Origin of the sequence: Agrobacterium sp. Ap1, assembly GCF_017313375.1 — a bacterium.
Classification (GTDB): domain Bacteria; phylum Pseudomonadota; class Alphaproteobacteria; order Rhizobiales; family Rhizobiaceae; genus Neorhizobium; species Neorhizobium cellulosilyticum.
Genome location: NZ_JAFLMY010000004.1, coordinates 401,160 through 423,028 on the forward strand (window position 1 = coordinate 401,160; position 21,869 = coordinate 423,028).

Below are 21,869 nucleotides of genomic sequence, written 5' to 3' on the forward strand. Positions count from 1 at the left end.
TGCCGCTTTGGAGATGACATAAAGGTCAGACCAGAATTTGGAGAGTTACCGCCCCGGCCGTCCCGTCTTCCCCTTCGTCCGTCCCTTGCGCTTCTGCTCTCCGGCATCCTCATAACTCCCGGCGCCGACCTTGCCACGTACGATCGGGCGGGGATCGTCCTTGGTGCCATCGGCGCGTTCGGGTTGGCCTTCCATGAGCGGCGAAAAGCGTTTCTTGGTGCTGTAGGTTTCCGGCGGGCGTTCGGGGAGGGCGCCGGTGGCCGGTTTTTCAGTGCGGCCGACGGTCATTTCGTCGAGGCTGTTGCGGCGGAAAAGGGGGCGGGCGGTGTCGGTGCCCGGGCCCATGTCGTCCAGCGTGGGTTTGGCGAAGTAGGAGGCTTGGTTTGACGCGCCGTCTCCCGGCCCTTCGCTTTCGCTCCGGGCGTTCGTCGCTGCAATCGATTCACTGGATCGATTGCTCCGCTGCGCGGACCGCTCCTCACCCCCCTCTGTCCTGCCGGACATCTCCCCCACATGTGGGGAGATCGACTTGGAGCGGCCGCTCGTTCCACTTTTGCGGTTTCCACCTTCCTGCGATCTTGCCTCGTCCCTTGCAATCGGATCGTCCATGGTCGCAAGCTCTGCGGCCTTGAGGCGTTTGATTTCGTCGCGCAGGCGGGCGGCTTTTTCGAAGTCGAGGTCGGCGGCGGCGTCGCGCATGCTCTTTTCCAGCGCGTTGAGATGGGACTGGAGGTTGTTGCCGACGAGATGGCCGCCGTCTGCAAAACCCTTGCCGGACGCGCCGGAAATGTCGGCGCGGACGTGGTCGCGCTCATAGACCGAGTCGAGAATGTCGGAAATGCGGGCTTTGACCGATTCGGGGGTGATGCCGTGTTCGGTATTGTAGGCGACCTGCTTTTCGCGGCGGCGGGCGGTTTCGTCCATGGCGCGCTGCATCGAGCCGGTGATCTTGTCGGCATAGAGAATGACCTTGCCGTCGACGTTACGCGCGGCGCGGCCGATGGTCTGGATGAGCGATGTCTCCGAGCGGAGAAAACCTTCCTTGTCGGCGTCGAGAATGGCGACGAAACCGCATTCCGGGATGTCGAGGCCTTCGCGCAGCAGGTTGATGCCGACGAGGACGTCGAACGCGCCGAGGCGCAGGTCGCGGATGATCTCGATGCGTTCCAGCGTGTCGATGTCACTGTGCATGTAGCGGACGCGAACACCCTGTTCGTGCAGGTATTCGGTGAGGTCTTCTGCCATGCGTTTTGTGAGGACCGTGCAGAGCGTGCGGTAGCCTTTCTGGGCGGTTTCGCGGATTTCGCCCAACACGTCGTCGACCTGGGAGCGGGCGGACCGCACTTCCACCGGCGGATCGATCAGGCCAGTGGGGCGGATGACCTGTTCGGCAAACACGCCGCCGGACTGTTCCATTTCCCAATTGCCGGGCGTGGCCGACACGGCGACGGTGAGCGGGCGCATCGCGTCCCATTCCTCGAAACGCAGCGGGCGGTTGTCCATGCAGGAGGGCAGGCGAAAACCGTATTCGGCGAGCGTCGCCTTGCGGCGGAAGTCGCCGCGATACATGCCGCCGATCTGGCTGACGGAAACGTGGCTTTCGTCGATGAACAGCAGGGCGTTGTCGGGGATATATTCGAACAGGGTCGGTGGCGGTTCGCCGGGATTGCGGCCGGTGAGATAACGCGAATAGTTCTCGATGCCGGCGCAGGAGCCGGTGGCTTCGAGCATTTCGATATCGTAGCGGGTGCGCTGTTCCAGCCGCTGCGCTTCCAGGAGACGGCCGCCCTTTTCCAGCTCGGCGAGGCGGATCTTCAGCTCTTCCTTGATGGATTTGATGGCGCCGTTGAGCGTGGGGCGCGGCGTGACATAGTGCGAGTTGGCGTAGATTTTCACCGATTTCAGGTCGCCGGTCTTCTGGCCGGTGAGCGGGTCGAATTCGGTGATGCTGTCGATCTCGTCGCCGAACATCGAGATGCGCCATGCGGCATCTTCCAAGTGGGCGGGGAAGATCTCAATGGTATCACCGCGCACGCGAAAACTGCCGCGGATAAAATTGATGTCCTGCCGCTTATACTGCTGGGCCACGAGGTCGGCGAGAAGCTGGCGCTGGTCGAGGCGGTCGCCGACTTCCATCTGGAAGGTCATGGCGGTGTAGGTTTCGACCGAGCCGATACCGTAGATGCAGGAGACCGAGGCGACGATGATGCAGTCGTCGCGCTCCAGCAGCGAGCGGGTGGCGGAGTGGCGCATGCGGTCGATCTGTTCGTTGATCGAGGATTCCTTCTCGATGAACGTGTCGGAGCGGGGCACATAGGCTTCCGGCTGGTAATAGTCGTAGTACGAGACGAAATATTCGACCGCGTTGTCGGGGAAAAAGTTCTTGAATTCGGAATAGAGCTGCGCGGCCAGCGTCTTGTTCGGCGCGAGGATGACGGCGGGGCGCTGGGTCTGCTCGATCACCTTGGCCATGGTGAAGGTTTTGCCCGAACCGGTGACGCCGAGCAGGACCTGGCTTCGCTCGTTGTTGTTGATGCCTTCGACGAGGTCGGCGATCGCGGTCGGCTGGTCGCCGGCGGGCTGATATTCCGAGGCCATGCGGATGGTGACGCCGCCTTCGGATTTCGCCGGGCGTTCGGGCCGGTGCGGCGTCCACAGCTTGCCGTCCTTGAAAAGCGGATTGCCGCTTTCGATCAGGGCGGAGAGGGCTTCGACTGTGGCGGTGACGGCGCCGGGGGCGAGGCTTTGCGCGTCCTCCAGCGAGATATCGAGGCCCGCGACGGGATTGAGACCGGCTGCGGCACGGGTTTTCGGGTCGGACGAGGCGCCGATCGACACGCCGCGGGCGGTTTTGCTGGCCGTCGTATTCTTGGCGGTCTTGCCGGTGGTTTTGGCCGCTTTCTTCGCCTTGGCAGCGTCCTCTTCCGCCTCGCGCAAAGCCTGTTCGCGGGCGGCGATCTCGATCTTCTTGCGGTGCTTGCCGGCCTTGGAGGCGATCTCGCGCTGGGTCTCGATCCCCGACGCTTCCGCTTCCGCCTCCAGCTGCTTCACCCAGTCGGTCACACTGCCTTCCAGCGGTGCGCCTTCAAAGGATGACTGGGGAGCTTCACCGAAACCGCTGGAGGCATCGGGCGTGGATTTTTTCGGGGATCTGGCCATGGCCCGAATATGGAGAGAGTCCGGGCCAAAGTGAAGAGGGGGTGGCGGGAAAATGAGTACAAAAGGGAAACAGCTGGGCGCCGCCGAGAGCGTAGACGTGGCGGGTCAGGCCGCTGGCGTCAGAAGCCTCGTCAGCAGCCAGCCGGCGATGGCCTCGACAGGCATCGGGCGGCCGAGGAAATAGCCCTGTGCGGCGGGACAGCCGAGATCGCGCAGGGTTGCGGCTTCTTCCGCCGTCTCGACGCCTTCCGCGACGATATCCATAGACAATGCCTTGCCGAGGCCCGCCATGGCGCCGACGATTTCCTGGTTCTGGAAGCTGCTCTCGATGCCGGCGACGAAACGGCGGTCGAGTTTCAGCCGGTCGACCTTCAGCGTCACCAGATAGGCAAGCGATGAATGGCCGGCGCCGAAATCGTCGACGGCGAGCTTGTATCCGGAGCGTTCGATATGTTTCAGCTGCTCGCCGGCCACCAGCGTATCGAGGATCGCCTCTTCGGTGATTTCGATCTCGAACAGCGCGGGATCGATGCCATGTGCATGGGTGATGCGGTCGAGCGTTTCGGCGACGGAATACAGTTCGAATTCGCGCGGCGAGACATTGACCGACACGCTCGCTTCCGGCAGGCCGAGCGAGGGCAGTGTGGTGAGCAGTCGGCAGGCGCCGGTGGCGATGCTGGCCGTCAGCGCTTCGGAAAGATTGGCCGCATGCGCCGCCGCGACGATTTCCGGCGGCGGCACGGCGCCGAGTGACGGATGCGTCCAGCGCACCAGCGTTTCGAAACCGATGACGCTGTTCTGCGCAAGCTCCACCTGCGGCTGGAAGACAACGGTCAGTGCGCCGGACGAGATCGCGCCGGCGAGGTCCTGTTCGATACGCCGCTGGCGATCGGCGCGGGCTTTTAGTGATGGGTCGAATTCACGCCACTGGCCGCGGCCTTCATCCTTGGCGCGATAAAGCGCCATGTCGGCGGAGACGAACAGGTCAGCAGCGCTTTCCGCATGCTCCGGCCAGATGGCGAAACCGATCGAGACGCCGGACACGACCGGCCGGTTGCGGATGACGAAGGGCTCGCGGCCGCGATCAAGGATGCGGGAGGCAAGCTGGCGCGCCTCGGCGGCAGCGGTGGCGCCACCGATGACGACGGCGAATTCGTCACCGCCCAGCCTTGCGATGAAACCGCGTTCGCCGACGACCTCGCGCAGTCTGTGACACGCTTCCAGCAGCAGTTCGTCGCCGGCCGAATGACCGAACGTGTCGTTGATCGTCTTAAATCGGTCGAGGTCGAGGATAAGCAGCGCCAGTTGCTCATTCTGCGCGCCCGCATTTTCGATGCCGCGTTCAAGCGCGACATTGAATGCGGCGCGGTTCGCAACCCCGGTCAGCGGATCGCGATTGGCGAGCACTTCCAAACTTTCATTGGCGCTGAGAATGCTTGCATTGGCCCGGCTGAGCGATTGCGCCAGCGCCGTCGCCTTCACCTGCGCCTCGATATTGCCGATGACGATCGCCTGGCCCTTTGTGCTGCTCTTGTAGAGCACGAATGTCAGGGCCAGCACGTTCAGTGCCAGAAGATGACCACCGGCCGCTTCACTCATCAAAAGCGTGACTACGACCGAAAGATGGACAGGAAGGGCGAAGGCGAGCGCGGTGATTGCATGGCCGGTTCCGAGCAGCACGGCGCCCGTGGCCATTCCGCACATCAGGATATAGATGCCGCCGTCGACACCCAGCGCATCGAAATCCGAAAGCATGAAGGGCAGGGCAGCCCAGGCGATGCCGCTGACCAGGGCGCCCAAGGTCATCAGGCGAAGACAGTGGTTCGGCTTCAATTCGTCCAGGCGGCGGCGTTTTATTGCGGTGCCTACGGCAAAACGCCATACAACTGTTGCCAATGCGGCAATGCACCAGACGACGGCAAGAGTTGTTATGCCGCGATTGATCGCGCTCATCAGGAGCGCCGAAACCGACACTAGCGCATTCACCGTAAGCGTCGTGGGGAGGCGCTCAAGTGTGGCCGCGGCTTGCGCCTGCCTCACCGCGAGTTCAAGTCGCGGGGCGTTTATCTGACTTGTCGAATCCTGCAGCATTCACTAGGTCGTCACATTCACGGTTTGCAAATGTAACATAAGGTCAAGCTAATAATAAAGTCTTTCCGATACTGTGGCCGAGTGCGATTGAGGCTCTGATCGGCCCAACATGCCGGTTTTCAAAGGACTGTCAGGCTCTTTCCCTATCCTCCTCACGCATGATGCCGAAAGTGTGAGATGAGCCGGCGAAACCATTGTGTTGAGATGAAGTTGGTCGAATTCGAAGTGCTGCTTTGGCAGGAACCTCAATACGGATCGACCGTTGGATTACAATCTGTCCATCTCTCGAAAATGCCACATTCTGTCACCGTTTCCGCCCTAGTTGTCGGTGAGGATTCTATCGAACAAGGAGTAGCGCATGGCTCTTGCACGGCCCACGCTTGCGGCAATCCGCTATGGATATGGTCTTCGGCCCGGGCAGGACAGCCCGTCCGATGCCGATGGGCTGATGACCCAGCTTGCCAAAGGCATTGCCGCCAAGGATCGTTTTCCTCGCGAAGGGCTTGTGGGCCGTCGTGAAACCGCCACGCGCGTGATCTCGCTCAGGGCCGCGGAGGCCAAGGCCGCGCGGGAAGGCAAGCCGAACGAAAGCATTCGCAAGGAGACGCAGCGCGAAGCGCAGCGGATCTATCGGCTCGATGCGATGTCGCGCCTTGCGCAGGCCATTCATTCGCCTTTCGGTTTTTACGAGCGCCTCGGCAGTTTCTGGATGGATCATTTTTCCACCAGCGCGCTCAAATCCCTGCCGATGCGCATGATCGTGCCGCTTTACGAGACGGAAGCGATCCGGCCGCGCATGGCGGGGTCGTTTGCCGATCTGTTGAAGGCTGCTATCCTGCATCCGGCGATGCTGATCTATCTCGATCAGGACCAGAGCGTGGGCCCGGATTCGCGGGTTGCGCAGGAGAATGGTCGCGGCCTGAACGAAAATCTGGGACGTGAACTGCTGGAACTGCACACTCTGGGGGCTGGAAGCGGCTATACTCAGGAGGATGTACGGGCCGCGGCACTGATCCTGACCGGGCTGACGGTGGATAACCGAGCGCTGGAAATGGTCTATCGCCCGCGTCGCGCACAGGGCGGTACGATCACGCTGCTCGGACGCGACTATCAGGACGACGAAGCCGGTAGCCAGGATCACGTGCGCATGCTGGAGGATCTTGCTGCCGATCCCCGCACTGCCACCCATATCTGCCGCAAGATTGCAGCCCATTTCATCAGCGATGAACCGCCGGCCGACATGACCGAGGTGATGGTGGCAAGCTGGAAGTCAAGCAATGGCAATCTCGGTGAGGTCTACCGCGCCATGCTCGAACATCCGCTTGCATGGGAGAATCCAGGCCAGAAGATCAAGCAGCCGTTCGAATTCGTTGTGTCCGGTTTTCGCGCACTGAACCTGCCCGACGACAATATGTCGGCACTTCTGGCCGATATGGAAGGCGATGACGATGATGTCGGTCCGGTCGGAAAGGCGATGCAGATGGCCGGGGCGGCGAAATCGGCCGAACAGCGGCGCAAGCGCGCCGGACAGGCAAATGCCCTGACGCTCGGCGCGCTGCAGAAAATGGGGCAGCCGATCTGGCAGCCGCCAAGTCCGGCCGGCGTGCCTGACAAAAGCGATGCCTGGCTGACGCCGGGCCAGCTCAGCGAGCGGATCGACTGGTCGCGTCGTGCCGCCAGGTTGCTTGGACAGAAACTCGAACCGGCCGATTTTCTCCAGGTAGCGCTCGCGGATGCCGCGACACCGGAAACACGCAGGATTATCTCACAGGCGCCAAGCAAGCTGCACGGGCTGACCATGGTGCTGGGATCGCCCGAGTTCAACAGGAGATAGGTGGATGGCATCGATCAAGGATATCGAGCGTATTGCGCTGTCCCGTCGCGGTTTTCTCGCCGGCGCCTGCTGCGTTGCCGCCGCGCCGGTCCTCACCCCGGTTACGTTTGCCGCCATGCCCGGAGACAACCGGTTTGTCACCATCATCCTGCGCGGCGCCATGGATGGCCTCGACCTCGTGCAGCCCTACGGTGACCCGGCCTTTGCCGCGCTGCGCCCCAAGCTAGGGCTGACGCCCGATACGGGACTGCTCGACCTCAACGGTTTTTTCGGCCTAAACCCGGCAGCCTCTGCACTGATGCCCTTGTGGCAGGCAGGCCAGCTATCCTTCGTTCATGCCGTTTCGACACCCTATCGCGACCAGCGAAGCCATTTCGACGGGCAGGACATTCTGGAAACCGGCGGTGCCGACAAAAGCCAGAAAACCGGTTGGCTGAACCGGGCGCTGGCGGCCATTCCTCGTTCTGACGCGCGCAAGGCTATCGATATCAATACATCGATGGAACTGATCCTGACCGGGCCGAACCAGGCGGATAACTGGTCGAGCCAGAGCGACTTCTCGCTTGCCGATGACGAGATCGCCTTTCTCGACCGCCTTTATTCCAACGATCCGCTTTTCGCCAAGGCTTTCGATGAGGCGAAGACGACGGGTGCGGCGGCGGATCAACTTTATGCCGATGGAAAGCGCGGTTCCGGCATTGCCGATATGGCGAAGCTCGCCGGTGGCATGTTGCGCGAGCAATACCGGGTCGCAAGCTTCTCGATCAACGGATGGGATACCCATGTCGGTCAGGCTGGCCAGTTCAAGAAGGCGGCCGGCGACCTTGCGACAGCAATCATGACGCTGAAGGACACGCTTGGTGACGAGGTCTGGAACAAGACCGTGGTTCTGGCCATGACCGAATTCGGGCGCACTGCCCGCGAAAACGGTACCAATGGTACCGACCACGGTACGGGCGGCCTTGCCGTGCTTGCCGGCGGTGCCGTCGCCGGCGGTAAGGTGCTCGGCACATGGCCGGGGCTTGGCGAAGGGAAACTGCTCGACGAACGCGACCTGATGCCGACCGGCGATGTTCGTGAAGTGGCCGCCGCCATGCTCTACCGCCAGTTCGACATCAAGCCGAGCAGCCTGAGCAGCCGGGTGTTCCCGGGGCTGGGGTTTGACGAGGGCTCGGTGTTTTTGAAGGGGTGAGGTGGTGGCTGAGCCAATTCCACCGCGGGTGTGACGCGCTTTAGATAACTTGCCTGCGTCCCGGAGTGGACGTCCTGTTGAACCCGGTCACCGGTTCGCTCTCATTATGTGGCCTGCAAGCTGTCTCCATGTTGGGGCGAGGGCACAGTGCGAGGATGCCTTATTTCTCGCCTTCCGCCTTTGTCGCGCTATTTGACCGGCTTTGGAGAACCGTGATGCGAACGATATATTGGGACAAGCCGGTCAGCGTGGGCGGCAGATTGATTTTTGGCCCGCTGGATGCGCAGGAACACATGGTCAGTTCGTGGACTGCCGTGAAGGATAGCTCATTTGCCGTCGCTGCAAGCGCGATACTCGATGCTCTGGCAGGGCGGGCATCCCCTGATGTTGCGCGCGAGCTTTTCGAAAAGGCCTTGAGTAATTCCCGGTAGAACCGACAGACATTCTTCCCAGACGCCGAGAGAATGATCTCGAACTGACAGGGACAGGCTTCCATGGAACTTAAGGTGTTCTGTTTTGTTGGCCATATGTCGCATCCCGCGACAGGGAGTAAGCAATGACTGACACTCCAAAGCCTGGTCAGCAGGACGATAAACGTTCGGATCAGCAGAACAACCGACCGGATGACAAATCAGGCGTCCAGACCAAGCCGTCCGATCGTGAAAACGACAAAACCGATCGACGCTAACTGATGACCCGGCTGGGTGATGCCCCAGCCGGAGGCCACGCAGAAATACAATATCAGCATCGACTTACATGTGGGTATCGGATATGTTCAGCATATCGTCGGCAACCGAATTCGTAGGCGCTGACGGCTGAGAGTTTGTAACTCCCGCCTGCAAAAGCATGGCGGTCGATCATGACACGTAGCTCAGCACTCATTTCGCATTTTCTAAAACTACACGATCTGACGGCCCAATATGGCCGTGTCAAACCCCTGCCGGTTTCCAATCATGCTCAGACAGGCAGCGCTCCTGCGAGCCCCACATAGATGGGGACGGTCACGCGGATTGGTTTCGCGCTACATTGGGCGAAGCCAGTCTACGTAGGCGAGGGCGACCAGCTTGATACGGTCGTGTCAGGCCCTGCCGACGCAATCAGGTGGATGCAGGCCCATTTCAAGCACAAGCGCGGCTTTGTTTACTGGCGCGCTCACTCCCTTTGCCATGAGGCCCTTCTGGGAACGCTGCACCATGACTTTGCTCGCCAGCCTTTCGTCGATGCGTGGGTCGAGCAAAGCCATTTTGAACCGGTACCGGAAACCTAGTCGTCAAGCGTACGAATGAGGGAGCACGCTAGATGCAGATGATCCCTCGACCGAGCGGCCGGAGTCGGGGTTCTTCGGCTGCTCGGTTTATGTCTGTTTTGGAATGGCGATGCGACAGAGTAGCATCATTCTGCCGGAACCGGCTTCGGTTTGCCGTCCTCATCCAGCGCGACCATGACGAAAGTTGCAGCGGTGACTTTTTCCAGTTGCTGGTGCCGTGCGCGGTGGGCCCAGGCTTCGACATTGAGTGTGATCGAGGTCGTGCCGACGCGGGTGATTTCCGTGTAGATCGCCATCGTATCGCCGATCTTGACCGGCAGCTGGAACGCCATCTCCTTCACCGCCGCGGTGACGACGCGGCCGCGGGCGCGCTCGGCGGCGCGGATGCCGCTGGCAAGGTCCATCTGGGCCATGACCCAGCCGCCAAAAATATCGCCGGCCGGATTGGCGTCGCTCGGCATGGCCAGCGTTCGAAGGGTCAGTTCACCGGTCGGTCTGGCGAGTTCGGTCATTCCGGAATCATCCTTTGCAATTATTCGTGTCGGTCGGGAGGCGGACACTAGCCTTGTTTCTGGCGATTGCCAGTTTCTTTTGGTCATGGCGACCATGAGCCATCGTCATGACTTGGCTGCGGAGAATAACCCAAGAAGAAATGTGGGTTCGACTTGATCGCGCCTTGCCGCCCGAGTTCTTCACGGCCCGGTAACTTCCGATCATTATCATTTAATGAGAATTGCAAATATCGGGGGAGGTATCATGCAACGTCTTGCCATTTCCTGGCGTCTTTATTGTCTCGTCGCGCTGTCGCTCGTCATTCTGGCCGGCGCGCTGACCTTCAGTCTTTTCGAAAGTTATGCGTCTTCCGAACGGGAACGGAAGGCCGGGCTTGCCCAAATGAATGATACGGCGCTGGCCGTGCTGGCCAAATATCAGGCGATGGAAGCCTCCGGCGCCCTGTCTCGCGAAGAGGCGCAGGCGCAGGCAAAGGGCGTCATCGCCGCCATGCGCTACGACAATGGTTCCGGTTACTTCTGGATCAACGACATGCACCCGAAAATGGTCATGCATGCGGTAAAGCCGGAGATGAATGGCTCGGACCTTTCACAGAACAAGGATCCGAACGGTAAATTCCTGTTCGTCGAATTCGTTCAGGTGGTGAAGGCAAACGGCAAGGGCTTTATCGATTATTACTGGCCCAAGCCCGGCGCGAGCGAGCCGGTGGAGAAGTTTTCGCATGTGGCCGGATTCGCGCCCTGGGGATGGATCGTCGGTACCGGTGTTTATGTCGATGACCTGAAGGCGATGTTCCGCAAGGATGCGACGGATTTCGCCATGATCTTTGCGGTCGGCGCTCTTCTTGTGATCGGCGGGGCATGGCTGGTGGTCAAGAGCGTCACGACGCCTCTGTCGCGCGTGCAGCGGGTGCTGCAGGCGATTGCCGGCGGCGCGACGGGTGTTGTTGTTCCCTGCACGGGCGAAAAGAACGAGATCGGCGAAATGGCGCGGGCGCTGGTCGTGCTGCGCGACAATGTCGAGGAACGTGCCGAATTGCAGGCGCGCGAGGCGGAGCAGCAGCGTGCCATCGCCGCCGAACGTTCGGCCAGCGAAAGGGCGATTTCGACCGCTGCTGGCCGGCAGTCGCACGCAATGCATGAACTCGGGCAGGCGCTCGAAGGGCTGGCGGCCGGTGATCTTTCGGTGTCGCTCGGCGATATCGGCGAGGATTTCGTCAAGCTGAGGCAGGACTTCAACGATGCCGTCGGCGCGCTCAATCAGGCGATCGTGGCGATTTCCGAAACGGGCGTGATCGTGCGCGACAGTGCGTCGGACATTTCCGGTGCGACCGGCAATCTGGCCAAGCGCACCGAACAGCAGGCAGCGGCGCTGGAAGAGACGGCGGCGGCGCTCGACGAGATCACCACCACCGTGCGCACGGCATCGCAGCGTGCAAGGGAAGCGCGGGAAATGGTGAGTGAAACCAAGCTGAGCGCCAGCCGCTCCGGCGAGATCGTCCGCAATGCGATCGACGCGATGGGGCGGATCGAGCAGTCGTCCGGGCAGATCAGCCAGATCATTTCCGTCATCGACGAAATTGCCTTCCAGACCAATCTTCTGGCGTTGAATGCCGGCGTCGAGGCGGCGCGCGCCGGTGAGGCGGGCAGGGGCTTTGCCGTGGTGGCGCAGGAAGTGCGCGAACTGGCGCAACGCTCGGCGACCGCTGCAAAGGAGATCAAGGTTCTGATCGGCAACTCCGTGCAAGAGGTCGAGGGCGGCGTGACGCTGGTGCGTTCGACCGGCGAGGCGCTTGTGGAGATCGCCGTGTTGGTCGAGAAGGTCAATGCCCATGTCGAGACGATCGCCACGACATCGCAGGAACAGGCGAGCGGGCTGGCCGAGATCAATTCCTCGGTCAATCACATGGATCAGATGACCCAGCAGAACGCAGCCATGGTGGAAGAGACGACGGCGGCAAGCCAGACGCTTGCCGACCAGAGCCTGCATCTGCAGCAATTGCTGGGGGGCTTCAGGCTCGGCAATACCGGTATCCGCTCCGTCTCCCGCGCTGCCTGACGCGTTCGATACGGTTGATTTCACCAAAGGGCCGGAGCGCGGAGGCGTCCGGCCGTTTCCCGTAATATGGCGAAGCCGATCCGAAATGGCCCGCAAACCGCCATGCTTCATCAAGCTTTCGTTTACCCAATCTGCCTAAAATCAAAACCTGTGTCATTTCGGCATCGAGCGAGAGGCAACTGGTATGGCGTATGCTTCCCTATCGACGCGAGTGATCAGCTCGCTTCTGGTTTCGACCTTTCTGGTCGCCTGTTCGGCAGAGAGCCTCGTGCCGCCGGCATCGATCGACAATGGCACGCAGGTCGGCTCCATCTCGCGCTCGTTGCCGCCGTCACCGATTTCCCAGCCCGCATCGCATCAGCCCTATTCAGTTGCTTCCGCGCCCGTTTCTCAGGCAAGCGGCGGCGGATATCTGGCGGCGCCTTCAGCCCAATCACCGATGCAATCAAATGGCGGCGGTCATTATCTGCGCGCCCCGAATGGTGCGCCGGCGACGATCCCGGCCGAAGGCGTCAACATGGATGAAGAGTTCGGTTTCAGCCCCGACGAAAGCGATGTCGTCGGTTTGGCCGAGGAGCAGGATGGCGATATCGCAGAAGGGGTCGGCGACCAGCCGGTGGTCGGTGGCATCGGCACCGATAATCCGGTGGCGCTTAACGCACGTCGTCAGCCGATCGATGACCGCGTAATCGTACCACCGAAGCGGTCAGCAGCGGGCATTGGCAGGCAGGGCTCTTCCGCCCCGATGACCTGGGGTGACAATTCTCCCGTGACCGCACCCGGTCGGGCGCCGGCGCGCGCCGAGGAGGTCGCCATGCTGCGGCCGAATAATCCGGTCGCCGGCACGGTAACCGACGATGCCCCGATGAGCGCGCCTGATGGCGCCTGGCAGCGCACGGTCATGCCGCAGTCGGAAGTGGCCTGCCGCACCGAACTGCGCCGTCTCGGTGTCGAGTTCAAGGATCTGCCGCGCATTTCCCAGGGGCCGAGTTGCGGTATCGATTATCCGGTGAAGCTTGCCGGCCTTTCCGGCGGTATCGATGTGAGGCCGGCGGTGACGCTGAACTGTCAGGTGACGCTTGCCTTCGCCAAATGGGTGAAGAACGATCTGGCGATTTCCGCCCGCACCCGGTATCTCACCGGCATCCGCCAGATCCAGCCGATGGGCGGTTATTCCTGCCGCAAGATGAACAACAGCCGCCAGCGCTACAATCCGATGTCCGAACATGCCCGCGGCAACGCGATCGATATCGGCCGCATCACACTCAAGAACGGTCACGATATCGATGTTCGCAAGAAGGGGCTGTTCTCTTTCCGCGAGGGCGGGCTGCTGAAATCGGTGCGCGGTGACAGCTGCAAGTATTTCTCGACGGTACTTGGCCCGGGCAGCAATGCCGAGCATTGGAACCATTTCCACTTCGACCTTCGCTCACGCAAAGGCGGCCGCCAGTATTGCAACTGAGCGAACTATCTGGATTTGAAGCCTGATATGGCGAGAAACTTCTCGATGCTCAGTTGAGGCGCTTGGAAGGGGAAGGCGCGAGCATGTCTTTTTCACCGATATCGCAGCTATCGGAATCGCGCAAATCTGCCGGCATCGGAATTGTCAGCGCATCGACCATGAAATTCGCCAGATCATCAAGGGACGCGAAGTCGAAATCATCAGCCTCAGCTTCAGCATTAGCCTCTGGGGCGTTTTCGGTTTCTTGCTGAATTATGTTCTTCTTCACGGAATTCGGCATGATCATCGACTCTCATCTGCAGCAACGAATTTAGGAAAAATATGTGGTCTGGTATCTTGGCACCACATATAAGGCAACGTACCCGAAATTGCATACGTCAATTGCCTGTATCTATTTCATCGCCAAAGAGTTTCTGACGGCAATGAAAAGCAGGATGTTGCTGGGAGTCGGCAACGGCGAACTCACGGCAGCATCTTATCTGCCCAGATATTTCTGTTTTCTAAATGTCATCTCGCGAGCCGGCGTCGCTGCTGTTTGCGCCAACCCTTGCCCCCCCCCCATTATTTGAGGGGTATTTCAGCATCTGCCGTAACTACAGTCGCCACCCGTTTGGGTGAGCCGCTTTCGGAATTGTTCCCTGTCCTTCACTCTACGGTCCGAACGTACTGATGACATTGTGGGGGCGTCGCCACGCTGTGACTTGTCTGACAACGACAATGATGCGATGAGGTCTCTTGATGATGAACAACCGTCAAGGGCCGTTTTCTCGGCTTAGTAGTGCATGCCCCGCCCAATCGCTCATGCCTTTTTCTTCCGGCTCATGAGTTAAAATCGCTGCCGGAGAACGTGATGCCTGCCTTTCTCGATATTCTTCCCTTCGTGGTGGCGCTGCTTGCTGCCGGCGTTCTGGCAGGGCTTCTTGCCGGCCTGTTCGGGATTGGCGGTGGCGCTATCCTCGTGCCGATCTTCTTTCATGTCTTTGGGCTGCTCGGCGTGGACGATGCGGTGCGCATGCATCTGGCGTTAGGTACATCGCTTGCCATCATCGTGCCGACTTCGGTTCGCTCTTTCACGGCGCACCGGCAGCGTGGAGCCGTGGATATCGACCTCCTGAAGGGCTGGATCATTGCCGTTCCGCTCGGCACGCTTATCGCCACATTGATCGCCGCCTGGGCGTCCAGCACGGAACTAAGGCTGATCTTCGCGGTGATCGCGCTCTTCCTGGCGCTGCGAATGATTTTCAATCGGGCAAGCTGGAAACTCGGCGAAGATCTCCCCAGAAATCCGCTGAAATTCTTGGTCGGTACCGGCATCGGCATCCTGTCGGGCCTGATGGGGATCGGCGGCGGCGTGTTGAACAACACCTTCATGACACTTTACGGCCGCACCATCCACCAAGCGGTCGCAACCTCCTCCGGCGTCGGTGTGCTGATCTCAATCCCTGGTCTTGTCGGTTATATCTGGGGCGGCTGGGGCAAGAGCGGCTTACCACCGTTTTCGACCGGTTATATCAACTGGCTGGCAGTGGCGCTGCTGATCCCGGTCACGCTCTATACGGCACCTTACGGTGCACGGCTTGCGCATGCGCTGTCCAAGCGCCAGCTGGAGGTCGGGTTTGCGCTATTTCTCGTCTTCATCGCACTGCAGTTTTTCGCCAGCGTGATTTTCTAGTGTTATGCCGACGTGAAGGGCTACCGTCTCTTTTGCGTCACAAGCGGACTTAGAAGCGCCGACCGGCTTGGACAATAGAACGCCGTCAGGCTTTCAATGCACTCCGGCAACTAAATGGACGCCGCCGAACGGGTTGTATTTGAAGTCTTCTTCTTCGTATTGATTGATAGCTTTCAGCTCTGCACCGTAGCGGATGACGACCTTTTCTATGCCATCAGATGCCATCTCATCTGCGACGCTGTCGATCACGGCACTAAGCACCAGTTCATCCAGGGGTGAACTGCTCGGTACCAACACCTCCGGTAGGCCAACAAGATGAAAGCCCACGCTGGACAAGTAATCGTCGCAGGTAAGCGGCCTCTTCGTGAAGGCGAGGCGGCACGCTCTAGCCGCTGCGCTAGGCTCCGCGCTTTTCGCGTCCCGCGCGAGCTGCCGCCACCGAGCAACTCCATGCGCGACCCCGGCACTCTCTCCTTTTGCCGCAGTCGCGCCTGCTTCAAGCATTCGCTCAACCAGCCTTAAGGCCGTCAGCGAAACGGCAGGGGCTTCCGCAGCCTCCATGAGTGGACCGACGACATAGACGACGCATCCGTGGCTCATAACAGCCTCGACGTCACGCTGATGCCACGCGTCTTCGTGCACCTGGTCCCAAGAAACTGCGAAGCTCTCGCTCATCCGAGCGTCGGACGCGTCTTGAGAGAACGCCATGTCGATTTCGAAATCCGCGGCAAGGACTTCTATCGCGGATTGGGTAGACTGCAACAACTCCTGGAATCCGCCTGCGGCTCCGAGGAAGCAGAGGACGTGGCGCGGTCTGTACTCGGAGAAAGTCTTTAAGCACATCTTCGTTCGCCCCGTTGTGTGATCAGATACTCTGTCTGGCCGTTTTGATTACGTGAGCACTTCGCACCAGAGGCAGTCGTTGCCTTGGTCTAAGCCTTATGTTTTTTGTATATTGCGATACCAAGATCGATAACTATGCCGCGTCGCTATGGAGAAAAATCATGCGTTTCCCAGAAGAGAGACTTTGGGACCACATTAATGATGGGTGGAGCCGCATGTCATTCAAACAACGCAAGTTTTGGGACGCTATTAAACGGCCACCTGAAGAATGGGAGTTGAAGGGTTACGGGCCTTGCTGGGTTGTCGCATTAATTGGCGAAATTGTGATTTACTACAACCATTATGAGCATGGGTTTAATCGATCACCGTGGTCGCAGTTTGGCGTCATCGAACGATATCAATCGCTGCAAGATGAGTTGGAGGGCGCGGTTCAGACGCAGCTCAATAGTCTTGAAGCAGGCTACGACGTTGGCCCGTGGACTAGCGGCCCAATCGCTGGGGAATATGCTGTCAAGCATACCCGATGACCGGTTTGGGCCGATAACGGTCAACCCCGAACGTCGGCATCGTCCCAAAATCCCGAACGCAATATTCTTCCATGAAGGGATAGCTTCATGGGAACGCGACCCTATATTGCGGCATCTCCGGGGAACAACTTCCTCGCAATGTCGCCCTATACAAATGCGGTTCCCATGCCCCCCATTATTTCCGTACAGCAACTGACAAAGACCTATGGCAATGGGTTCGAGGCCTTGAAGGGCATCGATCTCGATATCGAGCGCGGCGAAATCCTCGCTTTGCTCGGGCCGAACGGCGCCGGCAAGACGACGCTGATCTCTATTGTCTGCGGTATCGTCAACCCGACCGGCGGCAAGGTGCTTGTCGGCGGGCATGATGTGGTCAAGGATTTTCGCCAGACGCGATCGCTGATCGGTCTCGTGCCGCAGGAGCTGACCACCGATCAGTTCGAAACGGTCTGGAATACGGTAAGCTTTTCCCGCGGCGTCTACGGCAAGAAGCCGAACCCGGCGCTGATCGAGAAGATTTTGCGCGAACTGTCCTTGTGGAAGAAGAAGGACAACATGTTGCGCGAACTTTCCGGCGGCATGAAGCGACGCGTGCTGATCGCCAAGGCGCTGAGCCACGAGCCGGAAGTGCTGTTCCTCGACGAGCCGACAGCCGGCGTCGATGTCAGCCTGCGCCGCGACATGTGGGAAGTGGTCAAGCGGCTGCGCGAGGATGGCGTCACCATCATTCTGACCACCCATTATATCGAGGAGGCCGAGGAGATCGCCGACCGGGTAGGGGTGATCAATGGTGGGCAGCTTCTGTTGCTGCAGGAAAAGACCGGGCTGATGAAACAGTTCGGCCGCAAGCAGATGAAACTCGAACTGACCGAGAAGCTGGAAGAGATACCGCCGAGCCTTGCGGCCTTTTCGCTTTCGCTCAGTGAAGACGGCATGTCGCTTACGCATGAATACAGCCACGAGGAAAGCCAGGACAGCATTGCCTCGCTGCTTTCGGCGCTGACGGCGGCAGGCATCCATTTCCGGGATCTCTCGACCCGGCAAAGCTCGCTGGAGGACATTTTCGTTGCTCTGGTGGAGGAAAAGGCATGAATATCGAAGCGATCAAATCCATCTACTTCTTCGAGATGGCGCGCATGCGCCGCACGCTTTTGCAGAGCGTCATCTCGCCGGTCATCACCACTTCGCTCTATTTCATCGTCTTCGGCACGGCGATCGGTTCGCGCATCCAGTCGATCGAAGGTGTGTCCTACGGCTCGTTCATCACGCCGGGCCTGATCATGCTGACGCTTCTGACCCAATGCGTCGCGAACGGCTCGATCGGCATATACTTTCCGAAGTTCACCGGCACGATCTACGAGATCCTGTCGGCGCCGGTGGCTATGACGGAGATCCTGATCGGTTATGTTGGTGCAGCCGCCAGCAAGGGGCTGATCATCGGGCTGATTATCCTCGCGACAGCTTCCTTCTTCGTCGATATCCGCATCGCCCATCCGTTCATGATGGTGCTCTTCCTTGTGCTCACCGCAATCACCTTCAGCCTGTTCGGCTTCATCATCGGTGTATGGGCAAAGAATTTCGAGCAGTTGAACATCGTGCCAATGCTTGTCGTGCCGCCGCTGACATTTTTGGGTGGAAGCTTCTATTCGATCGACATGCTGCCGCCATTCTGGCAGGCGGTAAGCCACTTGAACCCGGTTCTTTATCTCGTCAGCGGCTTTCGCTGGAGCTTCTATGAGATCGCCGACGTCAATCCGGTGATCAGCCTGATCATGATCGGCGTCTTTCTGGCTCTGTGCCTGTCGATGCTCGGCTGGATGTTCAAGACGGGTTATCGGCTGCGTAGCTGACGCAATTGGGGGGCGATAGGCGGCTTATCCCCGCCTATCGCTTTGTCTTTCAACAGTCGGCCACACTTATCCGAGCGACAGCTGGCGGCGTTCGCCGCGTGCGGCCATGACCGATGCAGCAAGCAGGCTGGCTGCCGCAAGAAGCATGACGACGGACACTGGACCCTGGGTTTCGATCAGGAGGCCGCCGAGAACCGCGCCGCTCGAAATCGCGATCTGGAAGGCCGGGATCACCAGAGCGCCGGCGCTTTCCGCCTCATCCTGCGCATGGCGCACGACGAAACTCTGTACGCTGACCGGGAAGGCACCGAAGGCGAGGCCCCAGAATGCGATCGCAGTCGCTGCAACGGCAAGCGAGGCACCGCCAACCGCCAGAACGACGGCCGATGCAGCAACGAGCGTGGTGAACAGGACGATCGACAGGCGCGGGCTGCGTTCCGAAACCATGCCGCCGAGCATGTTGCCGAAAAAGCCTGCAACGCCATAGGCAAGCAGGATCAGCGAGATGGTTTCGACATCAAGCTGCGGCACCCGCTCCAGGAACGGACGGATATAGGTGAAACCGGCAAAATGGCCTGCGACGAAAAGCAGGATGGTGATCAGGCCGGTGCGGATTGCCGGCCGGCGCATCAGCGCCGCAAGCGTGCCAAGCCCGGCGTGACCGGTCGGCGGCAAAGCTGGCAGGAGCGTCGCCTGGGCGACCAACGCAACGAAGCCGACGGCAGCTGACAGATAGAATGCCGCCCGCCAGCCGAGCGTGTCGCCGATCCAGGCGCCGAGCGGCGCGGCACAGACGGTGGCAAGCGAAACGCCGGCCATGATGATGGCCATCGCGCGCGGCATCCGCGCCGGTGGGACGAGGCGCATGGCAAGTGCGGCCGACATGGCCCAGAAACCGCCGAGCCCGACGCCGAGAAGGATGCGGGCGGCGAATACCGTATAGATATCGGTGGCGATCGCGGCGAGGAGGCTGGAAATGACCAGAAGTGTCGTCAGCGCCAGAACTGTCCAGCGCCGGTCGATCTTGCGGGTGCCGATGATGACGCCGGGTCCGGCGATTGCGGCGATCACTGCGGTGGTGGTGATCGACTGGCCGGCGACGCCGGTGCCGACGCCGAGATCAGCCGAGAGCGGGGTCAACAGGCTGACGGGAAGGAATTCGGCAGTGACGAGGCCGAACACGCCCAAGGTCAACGAGGCGACTGCGCCCCAACGTGCGACATCATGTTCCGTTCGCGCTGCATCGTCAGATGATAAGGGGGTGCCGTGCATGAGATTCTCCTGAATTGCAGCCTATTTGGCTTTTGTCAGGAATAGGCGTGACGGACTGGCGTTTCCATGCTAGAAAATCCGACATGCTTGACAGATCGTCCAAATTCTCATCGTCGGCTGGAGCCGATCCCTTGTCGGAAATGCTGCGGGGCCTGCGGCTCGACGGTGTCGAATACGGGCGTTGCCGGCTCGCGGACCCCTGGGCCACGGCCTTTCCGGCCGAGGATGCGGCGCGGTTTCATTTCATTTCGTCCGGCAGGGCGCTTCTCAAGGCGCCTTCGGGCGAATGGCTGCAGCTGAATGCCGGAGATGCCGTCATACTGCCGCGCGGTGACGCCCATGTGATAGCGAGTGCCGAGACTGTCGAGCCGCTGCCTTTCGGGCGTTACGGCAAGAAGCAGGTCTGTGAGGGCGTATTCGACATGCAATGCGCCGATGCACATTGCGGCACGGTGGCGCTGACCGCGTCGATGCGCTTCAATATAGACAGGTTGCATCCGCTTCTGCAGCTCATGCCCGAAACGATGCTGACCAGCGACCTTGCAACCAGCGAGCCGGCCATTCCGCATCTTCTGGATGCCATGGCGCGCGAGGTGGATATGGATCGGGTCGGCGCCGGCGGTATTCTGGCGCGGCTGGCGGATGTCCTGACGGCAACGATCATTCGCACCTGGGTCGAACACGGCTGCGGCAATACGAATGGCTGGATTGCGGCGGTGCGTAATCCGGAGGTCGGGCGGGTTCTCGCTGCCATTCACCTGGAGCCTGAACGTGACTGGTCTGTGGCCGAACTTGCGCGGCTGATGGGTGCCTCACGTTCCGGTTTCTCCGAGCGGTTTGCCCGCGTCGTCGGAGAAACGCCCGCCCGGTATGTTGCGCTGGTGAGAATGCACCAGGCGCGTCTCTGGCTGAAACAAGGCATGCGTGTAGCGACGGCGGCCGAAAAACTCGGTTATGACGCCGAAGCCTCGTTCAGCCGTGCCTTCAAGCGTATCATCGGACACCCACCAAGCCATTTTCGAGGCAAGCCGGATAGCGAAACGGCGCCTGACGAGATGGTCGAACTGGCCGCGGTCGGGTGACGGGAGAGACGCGGGATCCGGCTCTGCCCATCCGATGGCGCGAGGAGCTGGAAGCCTGATGGACCGGCGGCGTTTCTCAAGCATGTCGTCACAATGAGACGGCGTGTGCCGGCTTGCCTAATCCCTTAGCCGCAACTCGTCTGTCTGCATGTTGAGCGAACTCAGCGTCGACAGAAAGCTCATGCCAAGCAGGCTTTCGTCCAGCATTCCGTCCTGGGCTACCATGGCGCGGACGTTTCTGCGCGAGATCGGGCCGATGGCGATCTCGTCGAGCCTGACGGGGGCGGCCATGGCAGGGCCGTTGGCGGTCATTACCCGGACAGTGTAGGCGAGGCCGCCGGTGTCTATTCCGACTGCCGAGGCATCCTCGAAGGAGAGAACCACGCTGCTGGCACCGGTGTCGACGAGCATCGGGATGTTTTTTCCGTCGACTGCGACATCGGCCTGGAAATGCCCGCCGAGTGCCTTCTGGATGATGACCTCGTTTCCGTCGCTTCCCGTGACGACGACGGCTCGGCCGGGCATCAGTCCTGCGACCATGCGGCCGGCGAACTGGTTGGCGTCGTTTCTGTAAAGATAGGCGGCAACCAGTCCGAGGATGATGACCAGCCAGATGGCGAGATTGCGTAACGCCTCGTTCATGCCGCCGCGGCGACCGGCAAGAATGCCGGCACCAAGCAGGCCGGCAATCGGGACGAGATAGATGAGCTGGCCAAAATCGTTGTTGTCGATGCCGAAGGTCTGGCCCGATGAGTGATTGAATACGAGCAGCGCAAGGCCTGCGCCGAGCACGAGAAGCACGAAGGTCAGTCCGTTCATGTGATCTGGCGCTCCTTTGCTATTTTCTGTCGTCTGGTCTCCCGCCGCGGTTTTCGTTCGACCGTTTCCAGCCGGGCGGTAAGCCCGTCCATTATCGAATGTCGCTCGGCATCGGAATAGTCGATCCAGCCGGCAATCTCGTCGCGCGTACGGCCGCAGCCAAAGCAATAGCCGGTCTTCGGGTCGATCGAACAGACGAGGATGCAGGGCGAAATCATGCAAACCTAT

19 protein-coding genes are annotated in these 21,869 nt (G+C 60.3%); 11 read left to right on the top strand and 8 right to left on the bottom strand.

Annotated elements, in window-relative coordinates; translation table 11 throughout:
- Nucleotides 1-45 precede the first annotated feature (45 nt).
- Entirely contained in the window at nucleotides 46-3,159 is a 3,114-nt protein-coding gene (uvrB, locus tag JZX87_RS10960; protein ID WP_206825399.1) for an excinuclease ABC subunit UvrB, read from the bottom strand.
- Nucleotides 3,160-3,264: 105 nt separating this feature from the next.
- Nucleotides 3,265-5,250 (bottom strand): putative bifunctional diguanylate cyclase/phosphodiesterase, encoded by a 1,986-nt coding sequence (locus JZX87_RS10965; RefSeq protein WP_206825400.1) that lies wholly within the window; start codon nucleotides 5,248-5,250, stop codon nucleotides 3,265-3,267.
- A gap of 358 nt (nucleotides 5,251-5,608) precedes the next feature.
- On the opposite strand from JZX87_RS10965, the gene JZX87_RS10970 reads away from it, so the two are divergent.
- The 4 genes from JZX87_RS10970 (at nucleotide 5,609) to JZX87_RS10985 (ending at nucleotide 9,543) form a co-directional block, all read left to right on the top strand.
- Nucleotides 5,609-7,084, top strand: coding sequence for a DUF1800 domain-containing protein (locus tag JZX87_RS10970; protein WP_206825401.1), 1,476 nt, complete (start codon nucleotides 5,609-5,611; stop codon nucleotides 7,082-7,084).
- A gap of 4 nt (nucleotides 7,085-7,088) precedes the next feature.
- Complete coding sequence (locus tag JZX87_RS10975; RefSeq protein ID WP_206825402.1) at nucleotides 7,089-8,276, top strand: DUF1501 domain-containing protein; 1,188 nt, start codon at nucleotides 7,089-7,091, stop codon at nucleotides 8,274-8,276.
- 215 nt (nucleotides 8,277-8,491) lie between these two features.
- A complete protein-coding gene (locus tag JZX87_RS10980) occupies nucleotides 8,492-8,707 on the top strand; it encodes a DUF982 domain-containing protein (RefSeq protein WP_183686141.1) in 216 nt (71 codons plus the stop codon).
- A gap of 560 nt (nucleotides 8,708-9,267) precedes the next feature.
- Complete coding sequence (locus tag JZX87_RS10985; RefSeq protein WP_206825403.1) at nucleotides 9,268-9,543, top strand: DUF982 domain-containing protein; 276 nt, start codon at nucleotides 9,268-9,270, stop codon at nucleotides 9,541-9,543.
- Between the two features lie 125 nt (nucleotides 9,544-9,668).
- On the opposite strand, the gene JZX87_RS10990 is transcribed toward JZX87_RS10985, so the two are convergent.
- Entirely contained in the window at nucleotides 9,669-10,055 is a 387-nt protein-coding gene (locus JZX87_RS10990) for an acyl-CoA thioesterase (RefSeq protein WP_148148798.1), read from the bottom strand.
- Nucleotides 10,056-10,299: 244 nt separating this feature from the next.
- Between JZX87_RS10990 and JZX87_RS10995 the strand changes: the two genes are divergently transcribed.
- Both JZX87_RS10995 and JZX87_RS11000 read left to right on the top strand, forming a co-directional pair.
- The gene (locus JZX87_RS10995; protein ID WP_206825404.1) at nucleotides 10,300-12,114 is read left to right on the top strand and encodes a methyl-accepting chemotaxis protein; all 1,815 of its coding nucleotides are present in this window, start codon (nucleotides 10,300-10,302) and stop codon (nucleotides 12,112-12,114) included.
- A gap of 184 nt (nucleotides 12,115-12,298) precedes the next feature.
- Nucleotides 12,299-13,576, top strand: coding sequence for an extensin-like domain-containing protein (locus JZX87_RS11000; protein WP_206825405.1), 1,278 nt, complete (start codon nucleotides 12,299-12,301; stop codon nucleotides 13,574-13,576).
- Nucleotides 13,577-13,625: 49 nt separating this feature from the next.
- On the opposite strand, the gene JZX87_RS11005 is transcribed toward JZX87_RS11000, so the two are convergent.
- Nucleotides 13,626-13,862, bottom strand: a complete 237-nt coding sequence (locus JZX87_RS11005) for a hypothetical protein (protein ID WP_206825406.1) — start codon at nucleotides 13,860-13,862, stop codon at nucleotides 13,626-13,628.
- A 564-nt stretch (nucleotides 13,863-14,426) separates the two neighbouring features.
- Here JZX87_RS11005 and JZX87_RS11010 point away from each other — a divergent pair.
- Nucleotides 14,427-15,248: a sulfite exporter TauE/SafE family protein gene (locus JZX87_RS11010; protein ID WP_206825407.1), complete on the top strand. Its 822-nt coding sequence runs from the start codon at nucleotides 14,427-14,429 to the stop codon at nucleotides 15,246-15,248.
- A 93-nt stretch (nucleotides 15,249-15,341) separates the two neighbouring features.
- Here JZX87_RS11010 and JZX87_RS11015 read toward each other — a convergent pair whose 3' ends face one another.
- The gene (locus JZX87_RS11015; RefSeq protein WP_148148503.1) at nucleotides 15,342-16,013 is read right to left on the bottom strand and encodes a hypothetical protein; all 672 of its coding nucleotides are present in this window, start codon (nucleotides 16,011-16,013) and stop codon (nucleotides 15,342-15,344) included.
- A gap of 239 nt (nucleotides 16,014-16,252) precedes the next feature.
- Here JZX87_RS11015 and JZX87_RS11020 point away from each other — a divergent pair, with 239 nt between their 5' ends.
- From JZX87_RS11020 to JZX87_RS11030, 3 genes are all read left to right on the top strand, one after another.
- Nucleotides 16,253-16,618 carry a hypothetical protein gene (locus tag JZX87_RS11020; protein ID WP_183686137.1) on the top strand — a complete coding sequence of 122 codons (366 nt, stop codon included), beginning with the start codon at nucleotides 16,253-16,255 and terminating at the stop codon, nucleotides 16,616-16,618.
- A gap of 165 nt (nucleotides 16,619-16,783) precedes the next feature.
- Nucleotides 16,784-17,710 (top strand): ABC transporter ATP-binding protein, encoded by a 927-nt coding sequence (locus JZX87_RS11025; RefSeq protein WP_206825579.1) that lies wholly within the window; start codon nucleotides 16,784-16,786, stop codon nucleotides 17,708-17,710.
- A complete protein-coding gene (locus JZX87_RS11030) occupies nucleotides 17,707-18,468 on the top strand; it encodes an ABC transporter permease (protein WP_148148502.1) in 762 nt (253 codons plus the stop codon). Before JZX87_RS11025 ends, JZX87_RS11030 begins: the two co-directional genes overlap by 4 nt.
- A gap of 66 nt (nucleotides 18,469-18,534) precedes the next feature.
- Here JZX87_RS11030 and JZX87_RS11035 read toward each other — a convergent pair whose 3' ends face one another.
- Entirely contained in the window at nucleotides 18,535-19,740 is a 1,206-nt protein-coding gene (locus JZX87_RS11035; RefSeq protein WP_183821743.1) for an MFS transporter, read from the bottom strand.
- Nucleotides 19,741-19,823: 83 nt separating this feature from the next.
- Here JZX87_RS11035 and JZX87_RS11040 point away from each other — a divergent pair, with 83 nt between their 5' ends.
- Nucleotides 19,824-20,822 (top strand): AraC family transcriptional regulator, encoded by a 999-nt coding sequence (locus JZX87_RS11040; RefSeq protein WP_206825408.1) that lies wholly within the window; start codon nucleotides 19,824-19,826, stop codon nucleotides 20,820-20,822.
- Between the two features lie 117 nt (nucleotides 20,823-20,939).
- On the opposite strand, the gene JZX87_RS11045 is transcribed toward JZX87_RS11040, so the two are convergent.
- A complete protein-coding gene (locus tag JZX87_RS11045; protein WP_148148499.1) occupies nucleotides 20,940-21,641 on the bottom strand; it encodes a TIGR02281 family clan AA aspartic protease in 702 nt (233 codons plus the stop codon).
- Nucleotides 21,638-21,859, bottom strand: coding sequence for a DUF1289 domain-containing protein (locus JZX87_RS11050; protein ID WP_206825409.1), 222 nt, complete (start codon nucleotides 21,857-21,859; stop codon nucleotides 21,638-21,640). Before JZX87_RS11050 ends, JZX87_RS11045 begins: the two co-directional genes overlap by 4 nt.
- Nucleotides 21,860-21,869 lie beyond the last annotated feature (10 nt).